The 22588-nt window shown below is 62.8% G+C and carries 21 protein-coding genes; 11 read left to right on the plus strand and 10 right to left on the minus strand.

Features of this window, described 5'->3' with window-relative positions; all coding sequences use genetic code 11:
• Nucleotides 1-22 precede the first annotated feature (22 nt).
• The 8 genes from HA399_RS10875 to HA399_RS10910 all read left to right on the plus strand — a co-directional run bounded on the left by HA399_RS10875 (nt 23) and on the right by HA399_RS10910 (nt 9294).
• Nucleotides 23-1057, plus strand: a complete 1035-nt coding sequence (locus tag HA399_RS10875) for an amidohydrolase family protein (protein ID WP_404324977.1) — start codon at nt 23-25, stop codon at nt 1055-1057.
• A 68-nt stretch (nt 1058-1125) separates the two neighbouring features.
• The gene (locus HA399_RS10880; RefSeq protein ID WP_404324978.1) at nt 1126-2154 is read left to right on the plus strand and encodes a TRAP transporter substrate-binding protein; all 1029 of its coding nucleotides are present in this window, start codon (nt 1126-1128) and stop codon (nt 2152-2154) included.
• A 158-nt stretch (nt 2155-2312) separates the two neighbouring features.
• Nucleotides 2313-3017: a TRAP transporter small permease gene (locus tag HA399_RS10885; RefSeq protein ID WP_404324979.1), complete on the plus strand. Its 705-nt coding sequence runs from the start codon at nt 2313-2315 to the stop codon at nt 3015-3017.
• Entirely contained in the window at nt 3014-4294 is a 1281-nt protein-coding gene (locus HA399_RS10890) for a TRAP transporter large permease subunit (protein WP_192837780.1), read from the plus strand. Before HA399_RS10885 ends, HA399_RS10890 begins: the two co-directional genes overlap by 4 nt.
• Before the next feature lie 178 nt (nt 4295-4472).
• On the plus strand, nt 4473-5525 hold the full coding sequence (locus HA399_RS10895) for a TRAP transporter substrate-binding protein (protein WP_404324980.1): 1053 nt from the start codon (nt 4473-4475) through the stop codon (nt 5523-5525).
• A gap of 101 nt (nt 5526-5626) precedes the next feature.
• The gene (locus HA399_RS10900; RefSeq protein WP_404324981.1) at nt 5627-6562 is read left to right on the plus strand and encodes a YncE family protein; all 936 of its coding nucleotides are present in this window, start codon (nt 5627-5629) and stop codon (nt 6560-6562) included.
• Between the two features lie 43 nt (nt 6563-6605).
• Nucleotides 6606-7670 carry an amidohydrolase family protein gene (locus HA399_RS10905; RefSeq protein ID WP_404324982.1) on the plus strand — a complete coding sequence of 355 codons (1065 nt, stop codon included), beginning with the start codon at nt 6606-6608 and terminating at the stop codon, nt 7668-7670.
• A gap of 43 nt (nt 7671-7713) precedes the next feature.
• Entirely contained in the window at nt 7714-9294 is a 1581-nt protein-coding gene (locus HA399_RS10910; protein ID WP_404324983.1) for an aldehyde dehydrogenase (NADP(+)), read from the plus strand.
• A 128-nt stretch (nt 9295-9422) separates the two neighbouring features.
• Here HA399_RS10910 and HA399_RS10915 read toward each other — a convergent pair whose 3' ends face one another.
• Nucleotides 9423-10343, minus strand: a complete 921-nt coding sequence (locus HA399_RS10915) for a LysR substrate-binding domain-containing protein (protein ID WP_404324984.1) — start codon at nt 10341-10343, stop codon at nt 9423-9425.
• 175 nt (nt 10344-10518) lie between these two features.
• Between HA399_RS10915 and HA399_RS10920 the strand changes: the two genes are divergently transcribed.
• Entirely contained in the window at nt 10519-11487 is a 969-nt protein-coding gene (locus HA399_RS10920) for a DMT family transporter (protein ID WP_404324985.1), read from the plus strand.
• A gap of 214 nt (nt 11488-11701) precedes the next feature.
• On the opposite strand, the gene HA399_RS10925 is transcribed toward HA399_RS10920, so the two are convergent.
• The 6 genes from HA399_RS10925 to HA399_RS10950 form a co-directional block, all read right to left on the minus strand.
• On the minus strand, nt 11702-12985 hold the full coding sequence (locus HA399_RS10925) for a TRAP transporter large permease (RefSeq protein WP_404324986.1): 1284 nt from the start codon (nt 12983-12985) through the stop codon (nt 11702-11704).
• On the minus strand, nt 12982-13611 hold the full coding sequence (locus HA399_RS10930) for a TRAP transporter small permease (RefSeq protein WP_404324987.1): 630 nt from the start codon (nt 13609-13611) through the stop codon (nt 12982-12984). The genes HA399_RS10925 and HA399_RS10930 overlap by 4 nt, the downstream gene beginning before the upstream one ends.
• 3 nt (nt 13612-13614) lie before the next feature.
• The gene (locus tag HA399_RS10935; protein ID WP_404324988.1) at nt 13615-14589 is read right to left on the minus strand and encodes a TRAP transporter substrate-binding protein; all 975 of its coding nucleotides are present in this window, start codon (nt 14587-14589) and stop codon (nt 13615-13617) included.
• Between the two features lie 473 nt (nt 14590-15062).
• Entirely contained in the window at nt 15063-15962 is a 900-nt protein-coding gene (gene folE2, locus HA399_RS10940) for a GTP cyclohydrolase FolE2 (protein WP_404324989.1), read from the minus strand.
• A gap of 139 nt (nt 15963-16101) precedes the next feature.
• A complete protein-coding gene (locus tag HA399_RS10945) occupies nt 16102-16530 on the minus strand; it encodes a DUF4440 domain-containing protein (protein ID WP_404324990.1) in 429 nt (142 codons plus the stop codon).
• An 80-nt stretch (nt 16531-16610) separates the two neighbouring features.
• Nucleotides 16611-17642 carry a zinc ABC transporter substrate-binding protein gene (locus tag HA399_RS10950; protein ID WP_404324991.1) on the minus strand — a complete coding sequence of 344 codons (1032 nt, stop codon included), beginning with the start codon at nt 17640-17642 and terminating at the stop codon, nt 16611-16613.
• 126 nt (nt 17643-17768) lie between these two features.
• Between HA399_RS10950 and HA399_RS10955 the strand changes: the two genes are divergently transcribed.
• The gene (locus HA399_RS10955) at nt 17769-18617 is read left to right on the plus strand and encodes a metal ABC transporter ATP-binding protein (protein WP_404324992.1); all 849 of its coding nucleotides are present in this window, start codon (nt 17769-17771) and stop codon (nt 18615-18617) included.
• Between the two features lie 29 nt (nt 18618-18646).
• Entirely contained in the window at nt 18647-19474 is an 828-nt protein-coding gene (locus HA399_RS10960) for a metal ABC transporter permease (protein WP_404324993.1), read from the plus strand.
• A gap of 139 nt (nt 19475-19613) precedes the next feature.
• Here HA399_RS10960 and zigA read toward each other — a convergent pair whose 3' ends face one another.
• From zigA to ureG, 3 genes are all read right to left on the minus strand, one after another.
• On the minus strand, nt 19614-20870 hold the full coding sequence (gene zigA / locus HA399_RS10965) for a zinc metallochaperone GTPase ZigA (RefSeq protein ID WP_404324994.1): 1257 nt from the start codon (nt 20868-20870) through the stop codon (nt 19614-19616).
• Nucleotides 20871-21199: 329 nt separating this feature from the next.
• Nucleotides 21200-21784, minus strand: a complete 585-nt coding sequence (locus tag HA399_RS10970; RefSeq protein ID WP_404324995.1) for a HupE/UreJ family protein — start codon at nt 21782-21784, stop codon at nt 21200-21202.
• Between the two features lie 105 nt (nt 21785-21889).
• A complete protein-coding gene (ureG, locus tag HA399_RS10975) occupies nt 21890-22528 on the minus strand; it encodes an urease accessory protein UreG (protein ID WP_107336429.1) in 639 nt (212 codons plus the stop codon).
• Between the last annotated feature and the right edge of the window lie 60 nt (nt 22529-22588).

Raw genomic sequence — 22588 nt, forward strand, 5'->3', positions numbered from 1 at the left:
CGCCACTGGAAGGAAGCTCGCCATGCTCTCTGACTCACTCCAATCCCCGGTGATGCCTGCGTCTCTTGCCGAACTGGGCGAGCAACGCGAGCGCTATCTGGCCACGCAGCAGGATGAAGACCTGCCGATCATCGATGCCCACATGCATGTCTGGAACCCGACGCGCAATTACCACCCCTGGCTGTGCGATGAGCCGATGATCCCCTTCCGCTACGGCGACTATGCCGCGATTCGTCGCCCCTACCTGCCCGCCGAGCACCTCAAGGCGGCGGGAGAATCGCATCGCGTGATGGGCTGCGTCTACATGGAAGCGGAATGGGCGCGGGGCGATGCGCTCAAGGAAGTGCGCTGGGTCGAGGAGACTGCCCGCGAGACCGGCTGGCCGAATGCCATGATCGCCCAGGCCTGGCTGGATCAGGACGACATCGCCGAGCAACTCGCAACGTTGTGTGAGCCACGTGCCCCCAGAGGCAGCCTGGTCATGGGCATTCGCCACAAGCCGGCCGCGCTGGAACGTCACGATCCGAGGCTTGCCACCCACGCCATGCCCGGCTCGCTGCGCTGCCCGCGTTATCAGTACGGCGTCAGTGAAGTCGCGCGGCGCGGGCTGATCTTCGAGCTGCAGGTGCCCTGGTGGCACCTCGAGGAACTGCTGCCACTACTGGACCGACACCCCGAGATGCCGGTGGTGATCAATCACGCCGGTGTGCCCGGTGACCGTCATCCCGACACCCTGCGTCAGTGGTCACGGGCCCTCGCCAAGGTCGCCGCCTGGCCACAGGTGATGATCAAGTTCTCGGGGCTTGGCATCGCGGGTCAGCCCTGGCGGCTGGAAGACAACCGTGAGGTCTTTGCCATCGTGCTGCGCCATTTCGGGGTCCACCGCGTGATGTTCGCCAGCAACTTCCCGGTCGATGGACTGGTGACCTCACTCGATACGCTGCTGCAGGCCTTCAAGGACCTCAGCCGCTCCTTGAGTCCCGAACACCGCCTCAAGCTGTTCTGTGACAACGCCGTGCGCCGCTACTGCTTGAACGCTAGCGCCTGGCCAGAATGACGACGATCGCCACGCCAGCGATTGCCATGAGAACAGTATCTATAACAACAACTTGCAAGGAATTCGCCATGCTTACCCGCCACGCCCTTTCCCATAAAGCTCTGATCAACAAAGCCCTGCTCAAGACGGTCTCCGCGCTGGGACTGATGCTGACCTTCGCGGCCACTGCCCACGCCGAGATCACCGCCCGCATGGGCACCAGCCTGCCGGATGCCCACCCCCAGACGCTGGGGGCCAAGAAGTTCGCACAACTCGTCGAGGAAAGATCCGACGGCGAGATCACCGTCAAGGTGTTCTCCAACGGCATTCTGGGCAACGACGTCAACATGACCTCGATGCTGCAGTCCGGGACCCTGGATTTCACCGTACCGTCCACCGCGACCCTCAGCAGTCTCAATCCTGACTTCAACATCGTCAGCCTGCCCTTCCAGTTCGACGACAGTGCACATGCGGATTCGGTGCTGGATGGCGAGGCCGGCCGAGCCCTGCTCGCAAGTCTCGATGACAAGCAGCTGGTGGCACTCGAGTACTGGGAGAACGGCTTCCGTCACATGACCAACAGCCGCCGCCCCATCGAGACGCTCGAGGACATCGAAGGTCTCAAGATTCGCACCATGCAGAACGCGCTCTACATCGACCTCTTCAATGGGCTGGGTGCCAACGCCGTGCCCATGTCGGTCAATGAGCTGTTTACCGCCATGGAGACCCGCACGGTGGATGGCCAGGAAAACCCCTACACCGTGATCGACGCCAAGCGCTTCTTCGAAGTCCAGAAGTACCTCTCGCGCACCGCGCATGCCTATGACGCCCTGGTGCTGGTCGCCTCGGCAGGCTTCATGCAGTCACTCGATGAGGCGCAGCGTCAGCTGGTCCGCGAGGCCGCCCGCGAAGCCACGCTCTATCAGCGCGAACAGAGTCGCGCCCTGAACGAAGAGCTGCTGAGTTCCCTTGAGAAGAAGATGGCCGTCAACGTGGTCGCGGATAGTGAGCGCCAGCGCATGCGTGAGGCCCTGGCACCGGTGATCGAGCAGCACACCCAGGCACTTGAGGCAGACGTGGTGACGCAGTTCCAGACTGCCCTGGCCGACGCGCGCTGAACACTTTCATCAGCCCCGGTCATCAGCGCCTGTGTCATCAGTCCCTGACATCAGTCCCAGCCACCGACACGCGGCAGTGCCCTTTTCGCTGCAACCAGAGGGGCGCAATGACAGCGCTGCCGCACCGTCATCGAGATGCCTCCTTCGGGGATGACACCATGAACAAACTGACCCAAGAGATGCCGTTATCCATGTCGATCAAACCGCCCTCTGCCACGCACGCCGAGTCCCGCAAGACCGCTGGCGCTGCGCAGGACACGGCAGCTCCGCAGGACAAGACCACTGTGCAGGAAAAGACAGCTCCGCAGGACACGGCCGCCCCCTCAAGCATTGCCGTCGGCATCACGGCGCTGTTCAAGGGACTCGAGAAGACCCTGACCCTGCTGATGGTGCTGGCACTAGTGGCGATGATCGCGCTGGTGTTCGTCAATGTGGTGCTGCGCTACGGCTTCAACAGCGGCATCTCGATCAGTGTCGAGCTGTCCCGCTTCCTGTTCGTGTGGGTCACCTTCATGGGCGCGGTCACGGCGCTGATCCGTCAGGAGCACCTGAGCGTCAATACCTTCGCCGACAAGCTGCCTGCGGCCATGCGCGCCGGGCTTGATCGGCTGGTGACCCTGGCAATGCTCGGCTGCTGCCTGATGCTGCTCAAGGGCAGCTACGCCCAGACGGTGCTCAACTGGAGCAACCTCTCTCCCATCAGCGGCATTCCGGTCGGCGTCTTCTATCTCGCCGGCCTGATGGCGGGCGTGCTGATGTCACTGATTCTGCTCTGGCGTCTGCTGACGCCGCTGGCACTGCATGCTGTCACGCCGCGCGTCGCGCCGAGCCACGCCTCTGATTCGCAAGGAGATACGCCATGACCATCGGGCTCTTCCTAGGCTCCCTGCTGGCCGCTATCGGCCTGAGCCTTCCCATCGCCTTCGCCCTGCTGGTCAGCGCCATCGTGCTGATGCTGCATCTGGATCTGTTCAATTCGCAGATCCTGGCCCAGAACCTCGTCAATGGCGCCGACAGCTACACCCTGCTGGCCATTCCCTTCTTCCTCACCGCCGGCGAAGTGATGTCGCGCGGCGGGCTTTCCCAGCGCATCGTCACGCTGGCGATGTCACTGGTGGGCCACCGCAAGGGCGGGCTCGGCTTCGTCGCCATCTTCGCCGCCATCGTCATGGCCAGCCTGTCCGGTTCTGCCGTCGCCGATACCGCGGCGCTGGCCAGCATGCTGCTGCCGATGATGCGCAAGGCCGGCTACCCGCTGGGTCGCTCCTCCGGCCTGATGGCCGCCGGCGGGATCATCGCGCCGATCATCCCGCCCTCCATTCCGCTGATCATCATCGGGGTCGCCGGTGGCATCTCCATCGGCAAGCTGTTCCTCGCCGGCATCGTGCCGGGGCTGATCATGGGCGTGACCCTGGTGGTGATGTGGCTGTTCATGACCCGCAAGGAAGACCTGGTGGTCACGAAGAAGGCCAGCGGGCGTGAACGCCTCAAGGCACTCAAGGACAGCTTCTGGGCCATCATGCTGCCGGTCATCATCATCGGCGGCATCAAGAGCGGTATCTTCACCCCGACCGAGGCCGGTGTGGTCGCGGCGGTCTACGCCATCTTCGTCGCCACCGTGGTCTACCGCGAACTCGACCTCAGCCAGCTCTACGCCGTGCTCGCCCAGGCCGCCCGCAGCACCGCCATCGTGATGTTCCTGGTCGCCGCGGCGATGGTCGCCTCCTGGCTGATCAGCATCGCCCAGCTGCCGTTGATGGTGGCCGGTCTGCTGCAGCCGCTCGCCGATGATCCGCGCATCCTGATGCTCGCCATCATGGGCATCGTGCTGGTGGTCGGCATGGTGATGGACCTGACGCCGACCATTCTGGTGCTCACGCCGATCCTGATGCCCATCGTCAAGCTGGCCGGCATCGACCCGGTCTACTTCGGGATCATGTTCGTCCTCAACTGCGCCATCGGCCTGATCACCCCGCCGGTCGGCAACGTGCTCAACGTGATCACCAGCGTCGGCAACCTCAAGTTCGAGAAGGCAGTCAGTGGCGTCGCGCCCTTCGCCCTCGCCTATGTGGTGATTCTGCTGCTGTTCGTCGCCTTCCCGCAGATCATCACCGCGCCGCTTTACTGGATGACCGACTGACCCCGTGCCAACCACAACCACGAAGCCGCAAAGGAAGACTGAAAGAAGGCAAGACGCCAACGACACGCCGCTTGCTTAGACAGTCGCCCGCTAAGACAGCAGCCCGCTAAGACAGCAGCCCGCTAAGACAGTAGCCAACAAAGACAGCCGCCAACAAAGACAACAAGAGAGCCATTCAATGACACACATGATCAAGACGACCCTCGCCAGCCTGCTGTTGATCGCCCCGCTGAGTGCCGCCCATGCCCAGATGACGCTCAAGCTGGCCCACGCCGCCCCGACCACCGATACCCAGCAGCAGGCGGCCGAGCGCTTCGCCGAGCTGGTCAAGGAAGGCACGGATGGCGAGATCACCATCAACATCTTCGGCAATGGTGTGCTCGGGGGGGACCAGCAGATGATCGCCGGCGTGCGCAGCGGCACCATCGATATCGAGATGTCCGGCAACCCCAACTTCGCAGGCCTTAAGCCGGCGCTGGGCGCCTTCGATCTGCCCTACATCTTCCCGGACCGCAAGACGGCCTATCAGGTGCTGGACGGCAAGGTCGGCGACGATGCCCTGGCTCTGCTCAAGGAAGACAACCTCAAGGGCCTGGCCTTCTGGGAAGTCGGCTTCCGCGCGATGACCAACTCCAAACACCCGATCAAGACGCCCGCCGATGTCGATGGCCTGGTGATGCGCACCAACTCCAACAAGTCGCTGATCGAGGCCTTCTCGTTGCTGGGGGCGAATCCGGTGCCGATGCCGCTGGGCGAGCTCTACACCGCGATGGAAACCGGCACGGTCGACGCGCAGGACCACCCGATCAGCATCGTCTGGTCGGCGGGCTTCTATGAGGTCCAGGACTACCTGTCATTGACCAACCAGGCCTACACCTCACTGCTGATGGTGATGAACGACGACAAGTTCGAAAGCCTGTCACCAGAATATCAGCAGGTACTGGTAAGCGCGGCGCGCGAGGCCGGCGATTATCAGCGTGAACTGAACGCGAAGAACGAGCAGAAGATTCTCGCTGAACTGGCCGACAAGGGCATGAAGATCGAGACCGATGTCGATACCGCCGCCTTCCAGAAGGTTGTGCTACCGACCTGGGACAGCTATATCGCCGCCAATGGTCGCGACTGGATCGATGCCATCCAGGGTGCCAGCCAGGCCAGTGCCGATGACGATGTCGATGACAAAGCCGAACCGCAAGGCACGCAGAAGACCACGGCCGCCGTGACTCAGTAACGCACAAGCGCTTTTTCGATTTCCCTATCTGTCACCCCAGCGAGGGTGCAAGTCCTTGATAACCAGGCCCTGACGGCACCCTCGCTGATTGGAGAAATGTCATGTCCCGAGATGTTCTGCTGCTCAACCAGAAATGTGCGCACACCCTGAGTCTGTTCGACGCCACCAGCGGCGAGGAACTCCACCACCTGCGCCTGCCGGATTACCCGCATGAGTTCGTGGTGGATTCCACCGGCCGCTACGCCTTCGTGGGTCACTACGGCATCCTCGGTGCCGACTGTATAGGCGACCAGGGCGGCTGCTCGGTGTTCGTGGTCGATCTCGAGACCTTCACGCTGATCAATACGCTCAGCACCTGGCCCTACTATCGTATCCACGGCCTGGGCATCGATGACCAGGACCGCCTCTACGCCATGAGCGAAGGCCACAACACCCTGCTGCTGTTCAACACGCCCCTGACCCAGACCACACCAGACCTGGCCGTGTCCTCCGGTGGCTACAAGACCCACCTGTTCGCGCTCACCAAGGCCGGCGACTGGGCCTACGGCATCAATCTGCTCAGCAATACCATCACCAAGTTCAAACCTCACGATGCCACCTTCACGCCCATCGCGATGATTCCGGGCCGCAAGCCGGAGGGCAACAGTCTGTCCGCCGATGGCCGCACCCTGTTCATCAGCAACCGCGATGACGACAGCATCGTGGCGGTGGACACCGAATCGATGACCGTACGCGCCTCGGCGACCACCGGTCGAGACCCCAACCGTATCTACCGTGACCCCAAGGGGCGCCTGATCACCACCAATTACGGGGAAAGCTCGCTGTCATTGTTCGATGAGGCGCTGGCGCCGCTGGGCACCATCCAGCTTGAGGCGATTCCCATCGCGATGAGCTTCCACCCCGATGGCGAGCAAGCCTTCGTCTCGCTCAAGGGCGATCGCATCGCGGTGCTGGATCTAGAGAGCGGCCAGGTACGCAGAAGCTTCGCGACACGCGCCGAGCCGGACGTGTCCTGCCTGCTGGTGCGTGACCACTGAGTCAATCGGCACTTGATGCTTCCAACCAGGACACGAGCCAGTCATGACGGATACCACATTCAGGCACGAGCCTTCACACAGTCAGCCGCTGATCGATGCGCACCATCACTTCTGGGCACTGGATGGCCAGGTGGCATACCCCTGGCTGGAAGAGTCACCGGTGGAGAACTTCTTTCTCGGCGATTACGCCGCGATCCGCCGGCCCTTTGTGGCCGCGGACTTGAAGCGCCTGGTGCCTGAGGGCTTCCGGCTGGTGGGCAGTGTGCACTGTGAAGCCGAGGCCGCACGCTCGCAGGCACTGGAAGAGACGCGCTGGATCACCCGACAGCAGGCCACTCATGCACTACCGAGCGCGCATGTCGGCTGGGCCGCCTTCGGCACTGACGAGTGCGCCGCACAGCTGGACGCTCAATGTGAATCGGCGCTGTTTCGTGGCGTGCGCGCCAAGCCAGTCACTGCTGCCACGCCGCAGACCCGCCAATCGGTGGCGGGCACCAGCGGCAGTCTGCAGGACCCGCGCTGGTGCGAGGGACTGGCGCTGCTCAAGGAGCGTGACCTGAGCTGGGACCTGCGCGTGCCCGCCTGGCATCTAGAAGAGGCGGCCGCGACGCTGGAGGACTTCCCCGGCTTGCGCGTCATCCTCAACCACAGCGGACTGCCGTGGGATCGCACGCCAGAAGGCCTTGCCCAATGGCGCGCAGGCATGCGGGCGCTTGCCGACAACGCGAATGTCGCCGTCAAGCTGTCGGAATTGGGCACTCCCTGGCATGCCTGGGATGCCGGCGCCAATCGTGAGCTGCTATGTGAGGTACTGGATATCTTCGGTGCCCAGCGCTGTCTGTTCGCCAGCAACTTCCCGGTCTCCGGCCTCAAGGTCAGCTATGGCGACTGGCTAGCGCTGGTGACCAGCGCCATTGAACAGATGACGAGCGCCGACCTGCGCCAGTGCACGCTCGACAAGGTACTGCACGACAACGCCATTCACTGGTATCGGCTACCGATTGCCGCTATCGCATCGCCTACGGGTGCTGCCGCTGTTCCCAGCTCCACCGCTACTACACCTTCTATTACGTCCTCTACTGCAACCCACAAGACACCCACGGCCTGACTCAGCCTGCCTCAGGGCTTCACTTACTCAAGGAGAAGACACGATGTCACTCAACGGTCATCAGCTTATCGGACAACGCAGCTTCGCCGCTCAGGGCGAGGCGATCCACGCCATCAATCCGGCCACGGGTGAGCGTCTGGAGCCCGCCTATCCGGGCGCCGACGCGAGTACGGTGGAAGAGGCCTGCCAGCTGGCCAGCCAGTCCTTCGATGCCTATCGCGCCACGTCGCCCGATGCCAGAGCCGTCTTCCTCGAGACCATCGCCGAGGAAATCGATGCACTGGGCGATACCCTGACCCAGCGCGCCATGCAGGAGACCGGCTTGCCCGAGGCACGCCTGAACGGTGAACGCGGCCGCACTTGCGGGCAGCTCAAGCTGTTCGCCAAGGTACTGCGTCGCGGTGAGTGGCAGGATGTGCGCGTCGACCCTGCGCTGCCGGAACGTGCGCCCCTGCCGCGTGCCGACTTGCGCCAGCGTCAGATCCCGCTGGGCCCGGTGGCCGTCTTCGGGGCCAGCAACTTCCCGCTGGCCTTCTCGGTGGCCGGTGGCGATACCGCTTCCGCGCTGGCCGCGGGCTGCCCGGTGGTGGTCAAGGGACACTCGGCCCACCCGGGCACCTCGGAACTGGTCGGTCAGGCCGTGGCGCGCGCCGCCAAGCGTTGCGAGATGCCGGAAGGCGTCTTCTCGCTGCTGTTCGGCCCCGGCAATGAGGTCGGCCAGGCGCTGGTCAAGCACCCCGAGATCCAGGCGGTCGGCTTTACCGGTTCGCGCAGTGGTGGCACCGCCCTGCTGGCTCTCGCTCAGGCTCGCCCGCAGCCGATTCCGGTCTATGCCGAGATGAGCAGCATCAACCCGGTCATCCTGATGCCGGCCGCACTGGAAGCCCGCGGCGAAGCACTGGGCAGCGCATTCGTCGGCTCGCTCAACATGGGCGCCGGTCAGTTCTGCACCAACCCGGGGCTGGTGCTGGCCATCAAGGGCGAAGCACTGGAGCGCTTCAAGCAAGCTGCCATTCCCGCCATCCAGGCAAGTCCGGTGCAGACCATGCTGACGCCGGGCATCCACAAGGCCTATGCCGAGGGCGTGGCGAGCCTGTCCTCACAGGCCGGCATCACCTGCCTGGCCAGTGGCGAAAGCGACTCGCCCATCGCCAGCCCCTGCCAGACCCAGCTGTTCAGCGCCCAGGCGAGCGACTTCCTGGCCAATGAAGCCATGCAGGCGGAAGTCTTCGGCTCCAGCTCGTTGATCATCGAATGCGATGATCTCGCTCAGCTCAAGCAGGTCTGCAGCGCGCTGGAAGGCCAGCTGACCGCCACTCTGCACCTGGATGACGCCGATCACGACGCCGCACGTCAGCTGCTGCCGGTGCTGGAGCGCCGCGCCGGACGCATCCTCGTCAATGGCTGGCCGACAGGGGTCGAAGTCTGTGACGCCATGGTCCATGGTGGCCCCTGGCCCGCCACCTCCGACAGTCGCACCACCTCAGTCGGCACCGCCGCGATTCACCGCTTCCTGCGCCCGGTCTGCTATCAGGACCTGCCGGATGCCCTGTTGCCGCCGGAACTCAAGCACGACGCGCCCTCCGACATCAGTCGACTGGTGGATGGAGTGCGGGAGGGCTGATACCCCGCCATTGAACAAGGTGTAGTGCAGTTCACGCCTGCCAGAAGAGCCGCCCCACGGGGTGGCTCTTTCACGTTCAGGACTCATGTCTAGACACTGTGCTCAAGGCTCATGTTCAGACATTCTGCTCAGTCCTTCTGCCTAGTCACACCACCCTCCCCAGCCTTGGCGATCAGCCAATCCCGGAACAGCCGCGCGGAGGCCGAGAGCGGTCTATCGAGATCAAACACGAGATGCTCCGCGAGGCCGGTGATCGCGCGATGATTCGTGACACGTACTAGCTCGCCCTTGGCGATGGCGTCCGCCGCCATGAAGTCCCATGCCAGTCCGATGCCGGCGCCTCGTTGAATGGCGGCGTAGGTCAGCGTGAGCTGATTGAAGGTGATGTCGGACTTGGGCGCACGGTAGCGAATACCGAAGTGGGCAAACCAGTGAGACCAGTCCATGCAGTTCCAGGAGGAGTCCAGCTGAATCAACGGCCGCTGGGCCAGCTCTTCGAGCGAAATTCCCTGCTCCTTGATTACATCCGGGCGCGCCACCGGATAGATATCTTCGTGAATCAGCGGCGTGGCACCCAGAGCTGGCCATTCGCCGTCGCCATAGAGGATCGCGAGATCATGGTCCGGCACCATGCTGGCATCCATCTCGTTGCTGGCGTGGATGTGCACGGTGATTTCGGGGTGCTCGGCGCTGAAGCTCAACAGACAGGGGAACAGCCAATACTGGGAGACGGCATGCGTTGCCAGCACGCTGACGGTGTCAGGATGCTGCAGCGCGCGCAGGCGCTGTCCGGCCATCTCGAGCCCTTGCAGCGCCGGGAGAATGTGTTGCTGGTAGAGCATTCCCGCCTTGGAAAGCGTGACTCCGCGCGCCTTGCGCACGAACAGCGGCGTGCCAAGTGACGCCTCCAGCGCGCGAATCTGCTTGCTGATGGCGCTCTGGGTCAGGCACAGCTCATCGGCGGCCTGGGTGAAGCTTCCCAAGCGACTCACGGACTCGAAGGCCGCGAGTCCCTCCAATGAGGGAAGATGGCGGAAACGTCCTGCCATGGGGGCTCCCTGTATTTGGAATTGTGTCTGTGTTCGTCATTGCGCTCGCGCGGATGCTCCAGGAAGCTCTTCGCCATGCATTCCTTGACGGAATAGCTTAATGCGGCAAAGTCGCTGCTTGATCACGAAGTAACGCATTAGAGTGGCCCCTTGATCAAGACAAGAGCGACTCATCATGAAGAAAGCAATAGTCCATGCCGGCATGGCAGGCGCCCTCTGGGGAGGCGTCATCGTGTTGCCCTCACTGCTTGGTGACATCCATCCAGTGGTTATCAGCTGCGCACGTTTCGGGCTCTATGGGCTGTTTGCCGCGGCGATCGCGTTGCCCCATGCTCGCCGCCTGTCCGCTCGCCTCACTGCGCGCGATACCCGCTTGCTGCTGGAGTTGGCGCTGACGGGCAATGTGGCGTACTTCATCCTGCTGACGGCGGCCGTCCAATATGCCGGCGTGGCCATCGCGGCATTGCTCAACGGGCTGGTGCCGGTGGCGGTGATGTTGATCGGGAGACGCCATATTCAGGCGAGCCGCCTGTCCGTGAGCCTGTCTCTGACGTTGATCGGGGTGGGGATCGTCTGCATGAACGTGCCTGTTCTGCTTCGCTTCCTGCAGGGCGCAGGAGAGTGGCGAGACCTGATCGGCGTGCTGTGTGGCTCGCTCGGCGTGATGTCCTGGGCATGGTTCGCGTTGCGCAATGCCCAGCAGCTCAAGGCCGGTCGTTTTTCCGCGCGAGAATGGTCCACCCTGCAAGGCATCGCGACCGGGGTCGTGGCAGTGATGATTCTTGTACTGGTCGCCGTCTTGCAGCCGCGGATATTGCCGCTGGAGCTCTCGTCTGAACGCTGGCTGGCCTTCGCTGCCGCAGCCCTGTTCATGTCGGTCGGGGGCTCCTGGATCGCCAACGCCCTGTGGAATTCCTCGGCCCAGCGCCTGCCGGTGTCAGTAGGCGGACAGATGATCGTCTTCGAGACCTGCTGCGCGTTGCTCTACGGATACCTGCTTGCCTGGCAATGGCCGCAGCGCAACGAAGTGCTGGGCATGCTGCTGATTCTCGGCGGTGTGATGTGGACGCTGCGCGCCGAGCAGCGTGTGGCCGGCCCTCGAAAGGCTGTGGGTGGCGTACCTGTTACGGGATCAGAGCAGTGAAATACCCCACCTGATGAAGCCTGGGTTGGCCGATGGTCATCCCCCGCACATTTCACTCGCCTATTTCACTCGCCTATTTCACTCATCTAATTCAGACACGCCAAGGCCGCCTCAAAGGGCGGCCTTGGCGCGTCTGGTGAGCAGTCTCCATCACTGCCCTATCTGCCTATCATTCAAACCGTCAGTGAACGCATCACCGCCTACTCTCGCCCTCTCAACCATAGAAGTGCTCGACAAGACTCATGGGAATCGCCGGCACGTAGGTGACCAGCATCAGCACCAGGAAGAGCACGAAGATCATCGGCAGATTGACCTTGGTGGTTTCCCACATGTCCGTCTTGGCGATGGAGCATGAGGTGGCCAGTACCGAGGCAACAGGCGGCGTCTGCTGACCGATGGCCAGATTGAGGGTCAGGATCAGGCCGAAGTGGATGGGGTCGATGCCGATCTGCTGGATCAATGGCATCACGATCGGTACCACCAGAATGATGGCAGCGGCACCATGCAGGAACATGCCGAGCAGGAGCAGCAGGATGTTGAGCAACGCCAGCACCGCCACCGGGTCCGTGGTGATCGCGGTGATCTCCTGGGCCAGCTGTTGCGGCAGCTGCATCTCGGTCAGGAACAGCCCCAGCACCGCGGAGGTGGCGACCAGCAGCATCACGACGGAGGTCTGGATCACGCCATCGATCACCGCGCGATACAGCACCTGCAGGTTCAGCTCACGATAGACCAGACCCCCGATGACCAGCGCCGCCAGCACGGCGATGCCTGCGCCTTCGGTGGCGGTCACGAAGCCACCGAAGATGCCGCCCAGAATGATGACCGGCAGCGTCAGGGCCCAGAAGGCCTCGCGAAACGCCTTGCCGAGTGTCGACAGCGAGAAGGCATCCTCGCGCGGCATGTCGTACTTGCGGGCGTAGTAGTAGCAGAGCATCGCCAGCCCCAGACCACCCAGAATCCCCGGGATGATGCCGGCGACGAACAGCTTGACGATGGACGTGTCCGCGATGGCCCCGTAGAGAATCATCGACAGCGACGGCGGAATGATGATGGCAAGCGACGCCGAAGACGACGTGATCGCCGCCGAGAACTGCGGCGTGTACTTGCGCTTCTTCATCTCGGGAATCAGCACCGAGCCCGTGGCTGCCACATCGGCCACTGCGGAGCCGGAAATCTCGGCGAAGAACAGCGATACCCCGACATTGACCATCGCCAGACCACCGCGCACGAACCCGACCATGGCCGTGACGAGGTTGATCAGCCGCATGGAGATGCCCGAGGTATTCATCAGCGCGCCGGCCAGAATGAACAGCGGAATCGCGATCAGCGGGAACTTGGTGGCGCCATTGAAGAGCGTCAGTGGCACGTTCACCAGCGCGTCCACGCCCATGAAGATCACCACTCCGACGACCCCGACGGTGCCGATGGCGACCGCAATAGGCACGTTGATCAACACCAGTGCGAACAGCGCCGCGATAATGATCAGTAACGTCATGAACGGTGCTCCTTGAGGTCTTGCTCGGCGAGACGGATGGCTTCCGCGATCTCTTCCTCTTCGCTGTTGACGCCTGCACACATCTTGCGCCAGGCATGAGGCAGACTCAGCAGTTCACACAGAATGAAGAGCGCCGCACTGATCGGAATCACCGACTGGGTGACATCCAGACCGATGGCCGGCAAGGCGATGAGGGAGTCCCAGGCCAGCACGTCCAGCACCTGGTAGCCGAACCAGCCCACCACGGCAAAGAATCCGATTACGATTAGCTCAGAGGTAATGAACAGCGTACTGCGCAGTGCGATGGGCGCCTTGGTGATCAGCCCCGGGAAGCCCATGTGGGAACGCTTCAGAGCCGCCAGACCAGCGCCATAGAAGCTGAGCCAGGCCAGATTGATCGAGGCGACCTCGTCATACCAGGGCAAGGAGCCACCGAAGGTACGCAAGGCCACCGCCGCCAGCACGATCACCGTCAGCGAGAGCAGCAACCCGACGGTGAACACTTCCAGGCAGCGCTCCACCACCTGGTTGACTCTGTCCAGCAGGGTCACATCAGCCGTGGCCGTCAGTCCTTCCCCACTCTCGGTGGGGAAGGTTGCCTTGGCCGCATGGGAATGCGAGCTCATGACTTACTCCTTGGCCAGTGCCATGGCCCGGTCGACCATCGCCTGACCACCGTCGACCTTGTCGGAGAACGCCTGATAGACCGGCGCACTCGCGATGACGAAGGCATCCCGGTCCACCTCATTGACGGCCATGCCGCCCGCCTTGAGGCTCGCCAGCAGCTTGTCATCCAGTTCTGCGCCCTTGGCGAAAGCCCAGCTCTGGGTCTCGGCGGAAACCTCGGCAATCGCGGCCTTCACGTCCTCGGGCATCTTGCCCCAGCCGGCCTGACTGCTGGTCAGCCAGATGGGCGAATAGACATGATTGGAGAGTGACAGGTACTTCTGGACCTCCTGGAACTTGGCGCCATCGATGTTGGACAGCGGGTTCTCCTGGCCATCGACCACCCCGGTCTGGAGTGCCACGAAGACTTCCGAGAAGGCCATCGGTGTCGGATTGGCGCCCCACGCCGTGAACATGCCGGTACGCCATTCACTCTGCGGGGTGCGCAGCTTCAGCCCGTCCAGGTCTTCCGGCTCCACCACGGGATGTTCATTGTTGGTGATCTGGCGGAAGCCATTCTCCCAGGTGGAGACCAGCTTGAGGCCCTTGGCCTTGGCATCCTCGGCCAGGTCCGTCATCACGATCTCGTCATCGATGCGCTTGAGATGCTCGCGATCCTTGACCATGAACGGCATGTCAAACAGTGCAAAGCTTGGCGAGACGGACGACATCACCGAGGAAATCGCGGCCAGATCGACCGTGCCGAGACGCAGCTTCTGGATCAGCTGGCGCTCATCGCCCAGCTGGCCACTGTGGTAGTACTCGACCTGATGCTCATCCCCGAGTCGGGCCTGCAGGCTATCGGCGAAATGTTGCGCAGTCTGGCCCTGCAGACTGTTGGGGCTACCGCCGATGGCAAACACGATCTTCTCGGCATGCGCAGTGGTGGTACCCAAGGCGGCGGCTAACAGCGTGGCGGCAAGCATGGCTCGCTTCATTGTCGAATCCCTTTGATTGTTCTGTTGTGGGGTATGGACGTATCGGGTCTGGCTTGCCTCTTGATCGCTCCGGACCTGAGTCTGTGTCGGCGAGACTGAATCACGTGCGTCACGTTCAAATTCCACTCCCTAAAGTGGACTGCAAACCATACCAGATGAAGCAAAACTTAGTCGTCCACTGCCGCATCGGTCAATCATAGCGCCGCAGAAATAGACCTTTGTCTAGCGAAACACGCAACAATCCTCCATCCACAGCTTCATCTGGACTGGATGGCAAACCACATACCGACATCAATCATCTGATGTCGTCATCCGCGGTGTCTGGAGGTTTTTCAGCCCTGCAAAACCAAAAACCCCACCGATTTCCTCGGCGGGGCGTGCATGCGGATCAAAGACGTAACGCTTCGAAATAGGGCGTAACTGAGGAACGAAGCTGAAGAACCAAGCTGGACGTCACTCAGTCACGGCGTCGCTCAGTCACGGCGCCCCCAGGCCACGGCGTCGTGGGGATGAAGGCTTTCGATATGCCGCACGTGGACATGTGCCTCGCCGTCTGAGATCGCCAGGCCATTGATCAACCTGCGTGCGGCGTCTTCGACGAACATCAGGTTCTGGCCATTGAGCGCCGCGAAGGCTTGCTCATCGGCGCGTTTCACGGCCGTCTGGACCGGCGTGGCCACGGCCTGTTCGATGGCATTAATCAGTGCGATCAGCCCCAGATCCTGCGCCGTGGGCTTCAGCTCGATCTGGACCTGCGCCTCGCTACGCTGGCTGTGGGGCGTGGCCAGGGTGGCGTTATGGGTGAGCCACTCGGCGACCTGCTCAGGCGTCAGCGTGGTGTCATTGCGATGAGCCGCCAGGAATGCCTGCTCGATAAGCTGGCGCGACAGGGCCGCCGAGCACGGACAGGTGGAGGAATACCTCACCGTGACACTGGCCTGCAGCGTGAACCTGCCCTCATGCAGACTGGCCTCCAGCGTGACGGGGTAGGACTTCCAGCCAGAGAGCTTAGGCGTGACTAGCGCCGGACGCTTCACCAGCAGCGCGAATTCCAACCTGACACGGGCATTGCGCGAGGCGCAGTCGTGATGGCTTGCCACCATCGCGGCGAGCACCTCCTGCAGATTGCCAGGGGTCAGTGGCTTGCCCTCTGCCAGCCCATCCAGCAGGCGGTAAAGGCGCGACATGTGAATGCCCTTGGTGTGCGGCATCGGCAGGTCGACCTGCGCATCCACGCGGGCATGCAATTCACGGCGATAATCGCCCTCCTCGATGAGTACAGGCAGATCGATCCCCTGCATGCCCACCCATTCCAGGGGACTCAAGGAGCGCGAGCGCTCGGTCAGGGAAACGTCGGGGAGTATTGCGGTCATTCGTCAGATATCCAAAGCGGCCCTCGTCAGTGACCGCCTCCCTCACGATGCAGGAAGGCGGCACTGAGCTCAGCCGAAGTGTGGGGTGTGTCAGGAGAGCTGAAGAGCAGAGCGCGGACGGCTCCTCGTCAGCGCAGAATCATCCCGCCAGTCGCGAGGAATGATGACCGGTGATCTTCCACTCGCCGAGAATCTCCTCGAAGGTGAACAGAAAACGGGCCGCAATCGTGACCGTCTCGTCAGCGGTGCGATACTCGAAGGTGTAGTGCCCTCCAATCACCACGGTACCCAGCTTGCGACTGACTCGGGGTGAGTACTCCCCCAAATCGCAAGCCAGTGCTTCATTGGCGAGAAAGCCATCGAAGTAGGCCTGGCGTTGCTGGCGATTCTCACGCACATCATCGGCGACCGTCGGCACCAGAATCGCGTCCTCTGCATACAGCGAGAGAAGCGTCTCCTTCTCCCCGCGCGTGACGGCGATCGCCCAGCGCTCCAGCGTGCGCGTCGCGGCATTGATGCAGAACTCTGCGTCACGCTCACTCAGCGGTGGCGATGTCGGGTGGGGCATGCGGTGGCTCTCCCTTGAGGATGAGGCGCTTGAGTAAAGACGGGGGCCGACAGCGCCCCCGTCGATTTGTCACGGAGCGATCAGGCGTCGGCACACCGCAGGATGCCCTGTCCCAGGCGCTCGATCAGCTGCGGATACAGCGTCTCGCCCAGCGGCAGCCCGACACCCAGCGGCTCGAAGACGATGGAGGTCTTGACGCCGGTCCCCTCAAAGACGCTCTCGATCAACGCCGGGTTGTACTGTGGCTCTCGGAAGACGCACTGGATGTCGTCCTGCTTCACGCGCGCCTGGATCTCCTTGACGCGGGCCGGGCTGGGGGTGGAGGCATCGCCCAGCGAGATGGCACCAGACGCCGGCACATCGAAGCGGTGCTCGAAGTACTGATAGGCATCATGGAAGACGATGTAGCGAGTGCCCTGCACCTGAGCCAGACGCGCTGACAGTGACTCGGTCAGCGCCTCGAGCTCCTGCTGCCCCGCCTGGGCATTGCTGCGATAGGTCGCCGCGTGCTCCGGGTCCTGTGCCGCCAGTGACTCCGCAATGGCGCCCAGCCAGGTGTGAGCATTCACCGGGTCCAGCCAGCCATGGGGGTTCTCGCCGTCGTGGCCATGCTCGTCGTGATGCTCATCGTCATCCGCATGGGCTTCGTGATGCTCGTCATGGTCGCCGTGATGCTCGTCGTGGCCACCATGCTTGTCGTGCTCTTCGCCATGTGCGGAAGACGCCTCATCAGCGTGATGATGTGCCTCGAAGGTGGGCCCCTCGCGATAGGTCAGGTGCAGGGTGCCGGGCACCTCCATCAGCTCGACGGCATCGGCATCCGCGGCCAGCGATGCACGCGCCTTGGCAAGCCAGGGCGTCAGCTCATCACTGACGAAGAACATCACATCCGCATCGGACAGTGCCCTGGCCTCGGAGGGACGCATGGAATAGCCATGCGGTGAGGCGCCTGACTGGATGACCAGATCGGGGCTGCCCAGCTCCCCCATGACACGTGCCACCAGTGAGTGCACCGGGGGAATGTCCACCGCGACCGATGGCACCTCGGCCACTGCCACGGCAGGTGCCAGCATCAGGGGCAGAGAGAGGGAAGACAGTAACCGATGGCGCATGGCGGTTCTCCAATAGAGGCGATATCACGGAAGGAAGATCGAAGGCTGCAATGATCAGACTCAATATGTTATAACATAACATTAATGGTCACTGCCCCGTCAACTCTTCAGCGCCAAGAGGTCCCCATGTCGCTGTTATCGATCAAGAATCTATGTGTCACGCTCGGCAGGCATCGCATCCTCGATGCGATCGATCTCGAGGTTGAGCGCGGCGAAATCGTTACCCTGGTAGGCCCCAATGGCTCAGGCAAGTCCACGTTGCTGCGCAGCATCATCGGGGCGGTATCCCCGACGAGCGGGCGGATACATCGCCAGCAAGGCTGCAGAATCGGCTACGTGCCCCAGCGCCTGAGCCTGGACCCGACACTGCCGATGACGGTGGTGCGTTTCCTGAATCTGCCCCATCGCCATTCGCGCGCGGCGGTAGCACATGCCCTGGCGCAGGCCGGCATCCCCGGTGTCGAGCAACAGCAGATCGCCGATCTTTCGGGGGGACAGTTCCAGCGTATTCTGCTGGCCCGTGCCCTGATGGATTCGCCCGATATATTGCTGCTCGATGAGGCAACCCAGGGGCTGGATCACCGTGGCATCGCGGATTTCTACCGTCAGATCGATCGCGTCCGCCACACCCTCGGCTGCGGGGTACTGATGGTCAGTCACGAGCTGCATGTGGTGATGCGCGCCTCCGATCGTGTCGTCTGCCTGCATGGCCACGTCTGCTGCCAGGGCACGCCTGAGCGCGTCATGGCCTCACCGGCCTACCAGGACCTGTTCGGGCTCGATACCGCTGACGCCCTGGCCTTCTATCGCCATGAGCATTCTCACGATCACTCTGACGCTGCGCCCACCTGTCGGCCCGCGTCCAGACCTGCACCTGCACCCGCGCCTGCAGCCAAGCCTGTGCTCAAGCAGACAACGCAGAGTCGGGAGCCAGCGCTCCAGCTCATCGCACCGACCGCAGAAGGGTGTCACTGATGTTGGAGGGACTGATACTGGATGACTTCATGCTCCGCGCCGCCCTGGCCGGGATATTCGTGGCGCTTGCGGCAGCGCCGCTGGGCTGTTTCGTCGTCTGGCGACGCATGGCCTATTTCGGCGACGCCACGGCCCATGCCGCGATCCTCGGCGTGGCGCTGTCACTCTTGATGTCCACCTCGATTCTGGCTGGCGTGCTCGTCGTCTCGCTGATCATGGCGACACTGGTCACGCTGCTCAGCGGACGCGGCTACGCCATGGACACCCTGCTTGGCGTGATGGCGCACTCCGCACTCGCCTTCGGTCTCGTGGCCGTCTCCTTCCTGCCCGGCGTGCGCATTGACCTGATGGCCTATCTGTTCGGCGATATTCTGGCGGTCAGCAAGACAGACCTCGCAATCATCGCCGCAGGTGGCGTGTTGGTCATCGGCCTCATCTACTGGCGCTGGTCGGCACTGCTCACCGCCACCCTGAATGAGGACCTGGCGCGTGCCAGCGGCATCAACCCGCGACGCGAGCAGCTGGTGCTGACACTGTCGCTGGCCGTGGTGGTCGCGGTTGCATTGAAGGTGGTCGGTGCACTGTTGATCACCGCGCTGCTGATCATCCCGGCAGCCACGGCGCGCCGCTTCTGTCACACCCCGGAGCTGATGGCGATCGCCGCCGCCATCATCGGCGGAGTCTCCACCACCGGCGGACTACAGGCGGCTTACTGGCTGGATACGCCCACCGGCCCCACCATCGTGTGCCTCGCCACCCTGCTGTTTGCCCTGAGCAGTGCAGCGGCACGCATCTCTCGCCTTGTCTCATGCCTTGTCTCACAGACCAGCAGCGAAGCGTCTGCTCGAGGAAAGTGACGGCCCCTCCCTTCTTGATCAGCACGACTGTGCCGATCAGGAGCGCCAAAGACGCGCCAGCAATGAAGACACCCCACTGATCCGCGATCAGTGGGGTGTCTGGCGAGTGTCAGCAGATCAGGGACTCAGAGGCCGTCGCTCATTCCCAGGCGGGGAACGGGTCTGGCAGATCACGCCAGGCTTCCTTGCCCGCCAGCAGCGTGGCGTCATCGAGCAGACACTCGTCCAGCGCCTGGCGGATACGGGCTTCATCCAGATTCTGACCGATGAATACCAGCTCCTGGCGCATGTCACCGAACGGCTCCTGCCACTTTTCCCGGATCGACTCCAGGTACTCGGGGTCTTCTGGCCATTCGACCTCCGGCACTGCCTTCCAGAACATGCCGCCGAACCCGTAGTGCGCGATGCCACCGGCCTGGTTCCACTGTCCGGCAAACTGCGGCCGCGTGGCCAGCCAGAAGAAGCCCTTGGAGCGCAGCAGCTTGCCGCCGAACCAGTCTCCGTGGAGCAGCTGGTGGAATTTCTCGGGATGGAACGGCACGCGCGCATGGTAGGAGAAACTCGAGATGCCATATTCCTCGGTCTCCGGCACATGCTCGCCGCGCATCTCCTTCAGCCAGCCCGGTGCCTGTTGCGCGCGATCGAAACTGAAGCGGCCAGTGTCCAGCACCTTGGAAAGTGGCACGGCGCCCTTCGTCATGGGCAGAATCTCGGCCTCCGGGTTGAGCGAGCGCAGCACCGCGCTCAGCTCGGCAAGCTGCGAGGCATCGAGCAAATCCGTCTTGCTGATCAACAGCACATCACAGAATTCGATCTGATCGACCAGCAGGTCGGCGACATTGCGCTCATCGTCTTCGCCGAGGCTTTCCCCCGCTTCCGCCAGTGACTGCGCCTCGCGATACTGGGTGAGGAAGTTGGCGCCATCCACGACGGTAACCATGGTATCGAGACGCGCGACACTGGAGAGGCACTGGCCATCCTCGTCCTCGAAGGTGAAGGTTTCCGCCACCGGCAGCGGCTCGGAAATGCCGGTGGATTCGATCACCAGGCAATCGAAGCGCCCTTCCTCGGCCAGTCGCCGTACCTCGATGAGCAGGTCTTCACGCAGCGTGCAGCAGATGCAGCCGTTACTCATCTCGACCAGCTGCTCCTCGGCACGATTGAGCGTCACCTCGTTGTCCGCACCGGGCGTGCCACGCACCATGGCAGCATCGATGTTGACCTCGCTCATGTCATTGACGATCACCGCTACCCGGCGCCCTTCCCGGTTGGCAAGGATGTGATTGAGCAGCGTCGTCTTGCCGGCGCCCAGAAAGCCGGACAGCACAGTGACTGGCAGGGCCGGAGGCAGTGAAGCGGGCCTGTCAGGAGAGGAAGTCGATTGCAGAGTTGTCATCAGTCATTGCCTTGGATTCATGAGGGGGCATCACGCCGAATCAGGTGCTGCATGACGCCCATGAGGGCTTGTCTCACAGAGCCCTTGTCAGAGCCCTTGACAGAGGGCTTGCATCAGCAAGCACGATTGCGCGGCAGGTCGAGGAATGCGCCATCATCCACTCGACCCCAAAATGATACGTTATAACATTTCTACAAGGCAATCCCTTACCCCCTGCCTCCAGAAGACAAAAAACGCCCCGCTGGCAAGCCAGCGGGGCGTCGATAGCGTAATGAACCCAATGCGAGAGTTCATGTCATCGTCATGAATTCCCTCAACCTGAAATCTTCCTAGACCGCCATGATCATGGCAGAGGCCATCACCGCCCCACCCACCAGGCGTGAAGCGATGGCGGGCACGCCCATCAGGCGCTGGCCGATTGCACGGCCCAGCAACGCCAGGGCCAGCGTCGCGACCACGAAGCCCGCCATGTAGCCCACGGCGCTGCCAGCCGCCGGCATTTCCAGCGCATGGGCGAAGCCGTGACAGGCCATGAAGCCGGCGACCATCACGGCGCCAGCCAGGGTCGGCAGACGCAGCAGCAGCGCCACCAGCGCACCGGAGGCCAGCACCGAGAGCAGAATGCCCTGCTCGGCGATCAGCGCATGCAGCGCCTGACCACCGCTGAGCAGCGCGATGCCCGCCCCCGCCAGCATGCCGACGGCCATCAACAGCGGAGTGGCAAGCGTCAAGGCCCGCGACTGACGCGCACTCCAGATGCCGATGGCCAGCATGGCCAGCAGGTGGTCCAGCCCGGTGAAGGGATGCGACAGGCCCGCCATCAGCCCCTGGGCATCATGGCCGGGGTGTGCGGAGGCTGAGGTCGCCACCAGCAGCAGCGAGGTGGCAAGCAGTGCGGAGTGAGAACGCTTCATGTGTCATTCCTGAACAAGATGATGATGAATCCCCCCCGACACCCGTGGAGAGGCGAATGCCGGGAGACAATGGCTCGTAGACAAGTGGCAGAAAACGCTGCGCCGTCAGGCCTGTGCCGCCAGCTTTTGCGGGCGACGCTCCGGCAGCATGCCGCGATCCAGAATGAAGGCGATGATCTCTTCCAACCCGACACCGTCATACAGATTGGCGAACACGAAGGGCCGCTCGCCGCGCATCTTGCGCGAATCGCGGTCCATCACCTCGAGCGAGGCATGCACCTGCTCGGCGATGTCGATCTTGTTGATGATCAGAAGATCCGACTTGGTGATGCCCGGCCCGCCCTTGCGCGGAATCTTGTCGCCTGCCGAGACGTCGATCACATAGAGGGTGAGATCGGAAAGCTCGGGGCTGAAGGTCGCGGACAGGTTGTCGCCACCGGATTCCACCAGCACCAGCTCCATGTCCGGATGGCGGGCCTGCAGATCATCGATGGCCGCCAGATTCATCGAGGCATCCTCGCGAATCGCGGTATGCGGACAGCCACCGGTCTCGACCCCGAGGATACGGTCCGCCTCCAGCGCTTCATGGCGCAGCAGGAAATCGGCATCTTCGCGGGTGTAGATGTCATTGGTGACCACCCCGATGTCGTAATGATCGCGCAGGGCCAGACACAGCTGGCGCAGCAGCGCCGTCTTGCCGGAGCCCACCGGCCCACCCACTCCTACGCGTAGACAATGCTTCATGGCAGCTTCCTTTCTCGTGAGATATCAGACGTTCATGTCGGTCGGTTCAGCCGCCGCCTC

The organism is Cobetia sp. UIB-001, from assembly GCF_044789135.1.
Classification (GTDB): domain Bacteria; phylum Pseudomonadota; class Gammaproteobacteria; order Pseudomonadales; family Halomonadaceae; genus Cobetia; species Cobetia amphilecti.

Bases quoted from the DNA above. Each gene is read 5' to 3' on its own strand.
- HA399_RS10875 (WP_404324977.1), top strand. From the start codon at position 23: ATGCTCTCTGACTCACTCCAATCCCCGGTGATGCCTGCGTCTCTTGCC.
- HA399_RS10880 (WP_404324978.1), top strand. From the start codon at position 1,126: ATGCTTACCCGCCACGCCCTTTCCCATAAAGCTCTGATCAACAAAGCC.
- HA399_RS10885 (WP_404324979.1), top strand. From the start codon at position 2,313: ATGAACAAACTGACCCAAGAGATGCCGTTATCCATGTCGATCAAACCG.
- HA399_RS10890 (WP_192837780.1), top strand. From the start codon at position 3,014: ATGACCATCGGGCTCTTCCTAGGCTCCCTGCTGGCCGCTATCGGCCTG.
- HA399_RS10895 (WP_404324980.1), top strand. From the start codon at position 4,473: ATGACACACATGATCAAGACGACCCTCGCCAGCCTGCTGTTGATCGCC.
- HA399_RS10900 (WP_404324981.1), top strand. From the start codon at position 5,627: ATGTCCCGAGATGTTCTGCTGCTCAACCAGAAATGTGCGCACACCCTG.
- HA399_RS10905 (WP_404324982.1), top strand. From the start codon at position 6,606: ATGACGGATACCACATTCAGGCACGAGCCTTCACACAGTCAGCCGCTG.
- HA399_RS10910 (WP_404324983.1), top strand. From the start codon at position 7,714: ATGTCACTCAACGGTCATCAGCTTATCGGACAACGCAGCTTCGCCGCT.
- HA399_RS10915 (WP_404324984.1), bottom strand. From the start codon at position 10,343: ATGGCAGGACGTTTCCGCCATCTTCCCTCATTGGAGGGACTCGCGGCC.
- HA399_RS10920 (WP_404324985.1), top strand. From the start codon at position 10,519: ATGAAGAAAGCAATAGTCCATGCCGGCATGGCAGGCGCCCTCTGGGGA.
- HA399_RS10925 (WP_404324986.1), bottom strand. From the start codon at position 12,985: ATGACGTTACTGATCATTATCGCGGCGCTGTTCGCACTGGTGTTGATC.
- HA399_RS10930 (WP_404324987.1), bottom strand. From the start codon at position 13,611: ATGAGCTCGCATTCCCATGCGGCCAAGGCAACCTTCCCCACCGAGAGT.
- HA399_RS10935 (WP_404324988.1), bottom strand. From the start codon at position 14,589: ATGAAGCGAGCCATGCTTGCCGCCACGCTGTTAGCCGCCGCCTTGGGT.
- folE2 (WP_404324989.1), bottom strand. From the start codon at position 15,962: ATGACCGCAATACTCCCCGACGTTTCCCTGACCGAGCGCTCGCGCTCC.
- HA399_RS10945 (WP_404324990.1), bottom strand. From the start codon at position 16,530: ATGCCCCACCCGACATCGCCACCGCTGAGTGAGCGTGACGCAGAGTTC.
- HA399_RS10950 (WP_404324991.1), bottom strand. From the start codon at position 17,642: ATGCGCCATCGGTTACTGTCTTCCCTCTCTCTGCCCCTGATGCTGGCA.
- HA399_RS10955 (WP_404324992.1), top strand. From the start codon at position 17,769: ATGTCGCTGTTATCGATCAAGAATCTATGTGTCACGCTCGGCAGGCAT.
- HA399_RS10960 (WP_404324993.1), top strand. From the start codon at position 18,647: ATGCTCCGCGCCGCCCTGGCCGGGATATTCGTGGCGCTTGCGGCAGCG.
- zigA (WP_404324994.1), bottom strand. From the start codon at position 20,870: ATGACAACTCTGCAATCGACTTCCTCTCCTGACAGGCCCGCTTCACTG.
- HA399_RS10970 (WP_404324995.1), bottom strand. From the start codon at position 21,784: ATGAAGCGTTCTCACTCCGCACTGCTTGCCACCTCGCTGCTGCTGGTG.
- ureG (WP_107336429.1), bottom strand. From the start codon at position 22,528: ATGAAGCATTGTCTACGCGTAGGAGTGGGTGGGCCGGTGGGCTCCGGC.